Genomic DNA, 3,722 nt, shown 5'->3' with positions numbered 1-3,722 from the left:
ACCAGGACGGTTTCGGCTTCCCGACCTGACGACGCAGAATCTCGACCTCATGCCGCAGCGCCAGTATTTCGACGTGGTTCGCGGCGTCGTCGCGTGCGAGGAGCGCGAACCAGGCGAAGACGTTGCCGATGAGCTGATAGATGAGTTTCACGGCCACAGTCGTCGAGCCTGCGGGCCGATCAACCAATCACACAAGCGGGCAGGTCAACGGCCATGCGTCCATTCTGGCGCGGTACAGGGTCGACGCCGGCATTCTTCTCCCAGACGGTGGAGGCGGCGATGGCGATGGCGATGCCGAGGCCAGCCAGCTCGCCGTGGATCCGCCGGTAGCCCCATGCCGGATTCTGGCGTGCCATGTGCAGGACCAGGGTCTTGATGTTCCGGTGCGCGGCCGGACGGCCGTTGATCAGGCGGGACTTCTTCGCCCAGCGGCGCCGCAGCAGGTCGCGATGCCAGCGCAGGATCGTGTCCGGGGTAACGATCAGACGCAGTCCAGCACGGCGCGCTTTGGGTACCAGACCGAGCAACAGCGCGATCATCGCGCGATCTGCCCAGTCAGGGCGCGGACATTTTCCACTCGCAGCAAGTTGGCGCTGCAAGACGGCCAGTTGGTGGCGTAGCAGCAGGATCTCGATGGCCTTCTGATCCTCACCGCGCCGCCACAATCGAAGCACGACGAAAAGGCGGACGGCCAGGACATACGCGAAGCGTAAGCACACGAGAACTCACGATCCCACCGACAGAAAATCGCCGTCATCACGATCCGGAAATACCATCTGACCAGCAGGACGAGGTTCTCGGCAAGGACAAGTCCCACAGGGCTATTCGATGATGCGCACTGCGGTGGCTTCGGGCCGAGCCAGTGCGTGAACGGCTTCGAGCGTGCCAACCTGGTTCGCGGCGTCGACGGCGAGCGTGGTGCGTTCCAGGTCCAGGCCGGTCTTCTCGGCGCACCAGGTGACCCAGTGCGGAAGCAGAGCGAGCATCTCCCGGGTGTACTCCGGGATGAACTCGTCGGTGAGGAGCACGGCCACGGTGCGGATACGGTGCGGGGAACAGGCGTACCGCCATGCCGCGGGGTTGCCGGAGATCCACTGGTCGACGAGGGAGTACACCGAGTCCTGGTCCGGCAGGGGACCTCGGCCGTGCTGTCGGCACCAGCCAGCGAATCGGTCTGCCACTTCGACGATCTGCTCCGAGGTCGGCCGGTCCCGGGTCGGCTTCCGCCTGCGGCGCCCGTCGGGATCCACAGACTCCAGCAGCGACGCGGCCCGGTTGCGAGAACGGAAGTATTCGGCCAGCAGTTCCGCCGGCTCGTCGCCGACGAGGAAGCCGTCGAACACACCGCGCTGGACGAGGTCGGACAGCAGTTCCCCGATCAGCGCGAGATCATCGGTGGTCTCCGGCGTCGTGGCGGTGGCGGTCGGGCCAACGGCCGTGCGCCATTCGGCCACAGCCGCTTCGGGGGTGGCGAAGACGCCCGCAGCCACGGTGCGCTGGATTCCGCAGGCATCAATATCCCAGCAGTACCAGTGGGCGGTGTCCGGCAGGCCGTCGATCGCGAACGGTGCCAGGACCGCCCAGCGATCGCCGTATTCGTTGCGGACCGTCATCGGTGCCGCCGTTGGTACCGCGCCCTTGGTCTTGACGTTCAGCCACGGGTAGTCGTCGGCCACGGTCTGGCTCAGCGTCGGGCGGAGCTGCTTCAGGTGTGCGCCGGCCACCTCGGCGGCCCGGGCCGTGCCGCAGGAGGCGATCGCGTGCAGGAGCAGCCAGGCGGGGACCGAGCCGTCCGACGGGGCGGCGATCCGGTCGGCCGCGGCGTCGGCGACCTCGACCAGCCAGGTCGGCAGGTCGAAGCCATCACGATCGTCGGCCAACCGCTCGGCCAACTCAGTGCCGAACACTCCGGCGACGGCGTTCTCCGCGGCCAGTGCGCCGTCGCAATCCCGCAATCCCTCGCAGGCGCCCAGCACCTCCTCGGCGGAAGCAGCCCACCAGTCACGGGTTTCAGTGCTGAACAGCCGGCGCAACTCCGCCATGCCCGCTTCGGCGGTTTGTTCGGCCCGGATCGCCGGGTTGCCGCTACGGTGGGCGCCTTTCACCTTGGCGGTCTTGGACTTCGACTTCTTGGTTCGAGAACGCGAGACCGGCGACATGTCCTCAACGATAGTGGCGGCTGCGGTGGCTCGATGCCGAGAGCATCGAACTTCCCCCTATCGTGGCTGGTCGGCCAGGCAGCCACGACCCTCGACCGTACGGGCCAATGCCGGCAGCCGAGCACAGAATTGAGCCAGCATCGACGGATATCTCGGCACACGCACCGCTGGATTTCGGGTCGATACGCTCACTGGTCGATACGATGTGGGTGATGGTCGACGGTATGAGGTTCGAATCGAGGTGGCCAGCGCGGTGCGTTTGTTCGATTTCGAGCTCGAGCCGGAGGTCCAGACCTGGCTCGACAGTCTGAGCGACGGCGACTTCAAGCGGGTCGATGAGGTTGCCGGGCTGCTGGCCGAGCAAGGCTCCGGGCTCGGAGGGCCGTGGTCGGACCATCTGGAGGGCCAGGTGTGGGAGTTGCGGGTGCGGTTGCGCGACGTCGCGGCGAGAATCACCTATTGGATCCGATCGGACGGGACTATCGTGTTGCTGACGGTGTTCCGCAAGTCCCGGCAGCATGAGCAGGCACAGATCGGGCGTGCTGTACGTGCGCAGGCGTTGTGCCGGGCCGAGCACCGCGGCCCTGCTGACGGGCACTATGAGAGGAAGGCGTGATGGCCGGACACATCCGCTGGGCGCCGTCGCGGGCGTTGACCGCTGATCCGGAGCGCATCGCGATCCGGGAGGCGCTGGCGTTCGGCAAGGCCGTATACGACCGCCGGACCAAGCTGGGCTGGACGATCGAGCAGTTGGCCGCCCGCGCGGATCTCAGCGAGGACGATGTGGAGTGCATCGAGGAGGGCGGTACCGCCCCGACCGTGCCGCTGCTCCGCCGCCTGGCCGCCGCGTTCGACGCCGAGGTCCACCTGACTGCCGGCCATGACCTGGGCTCGGTATGGTTCGAGAGCTCCGCCGCGTAGCACTTCGCGGGCTGCTCGGGACGGCGTGTGAGAGCGGTGTGAGAGCGAACGTCGCGCTCATGTCTGGCATCAGGCGTCATCGACTGGCAACTACGAGTCGAGCCGACTCGGACGAAACGGCACGGGACGTGCTCGGATATCAGAAATTGATATCAAAGCTTTTGTAAACGGCCTGACTACGGATCAGAAGGTTAGGGGTTCGAATCCCTTCGTGCGCACTCATGTTAGGCACACGAAACAGCAGGTCAGAGGCCCCCTACCATCGCAAGTAGGGGGCCTCTTGCTGTCCCGACTCGAGGCTAAAGTCGTCGAAAACAGCCGGTGTGTTAGCGATGTGATAGCGGCCGTACGAAGTCCGTATGGTGACGGCCCGTTTCACAGCGTGCCGACGTAGCGCTTCCCGTCCGGGATCCGGGTGGCTGTCACCGGTTCGGGTGCCAAGTGTTCTGACTTTTCTGGTCTCAGGCGTAGCGTCCGCGACGAGGTGACACGTCCCAAAGTCGAGTCGAGCTTCTTGTACCGTGCCGAAACTAGCGTATACGGGTGCTGACCAGCTGGTTCGCCGAGTTGGTCAGGCGGCTCGGTGATACTCGTAGATGTTGGTGGCGGGGACCTGTCGGCGGCGGATCCGTCCCTCGATCG

Annotated in this window: 4 protein-coding genes; 2 read left to right on the top strand and 2 right to left on the bottom strand. The window is 65.7% G+C overall.

Annotation, left to right across the window (positions count from 1 at the left end):
- Positions 1–179: 179 nt before the first annotated feature.
- Together IZR01_RS48600 and IZR01_RS48595 are read right to left on the bottom strand one after the other, a co-directional pair.
- Positions 180–719 carry a helix-turn-helix domain-containing protein gene (locus tag IZR01_RS48600; protein WP_194927827.1) on the bottom strand — a complete coding sequence of 180 codons (540 nt, stop codon included), beginning with the start codon at positions 717–719 and terminating at the stop codon, positions 180–182.
- 102 nt (positions 720–821) lie between these two features.
- A complete protein-coding gene (locus IZR01_RS48595) occupies positions 822–2,159 on the bottom strand; it encodes a hypothetical protein (protein ID WP_194927826.1) in 1,338 nt (445 codons plus the stop codon).
- A 241-nt stretch (positions 2,160–2,400) separates the two neighbouring features.
- Between IZR01_RS48595 and IZR01_RS48590 the strand changes: the two genes are divergently transcribed.
- Together IZR01_RS48590 and IZR01_RS48585 are read left to right on the top strand one after the other, a co-directional pair.
- Complete coding sequence (locus IZR01_RS48590; RefSeq protein ID WP_323746048.1) at positions 2,401–2,775, top strand: type II toxin-antitoxin system RelE/ParE family toxin; 375 nt, start codon at positions 2,401–2,403, stop codon at positions 2,773–2,775.
- On the top strand, positions 2,775–3,080 hold the full coding sequence (locus tag IZR01_RS48585) for a helix-turn-helix domain-containing protein (protein ID WP_194891185.1): 306 nt from the start codon (positions 2,775–2,777) through the stop codon (positions 3,078–3,080). Before IZR01_RS48590 ends, IZR01_RS48585 begins: the two co-directional genes overlap by 1 nt.
- Positions 3,081–3,722 lie beyond the last annotated feature (642 nt).

Origin of the sequence: Catenulispora pinisilvae (assembly GCF_015356865.1) — a bacterium.
In the GTDB taxonomy this organism is placed as follows: Bacteria; Actinomycetota; Actinomycetes; order Streptomycetales; family Catenulisporaceae; genus Catenulispora; species Catenulispora pinisilvae.
This window is presented reverse-complemented; position numbering and strand designations above follow the sequence as displayed.

Coding starts and splice junctions, on each gene's coding strand:
- IZR01_RS48585 (WP_194891185.1), top strand. CDS start 2,775: ATGGCCGGACACATCCGCTGGGCGCCGTCGCGGGCGTTGACCGCTGAT.
- IZR01_RS48595 (WP_194927826.1), bottom strand. CDS start 2,159: ATGTCGCCGGTCTCGCGTTCTCGAACCAAGAAGTCGAAGTCCAAGACC.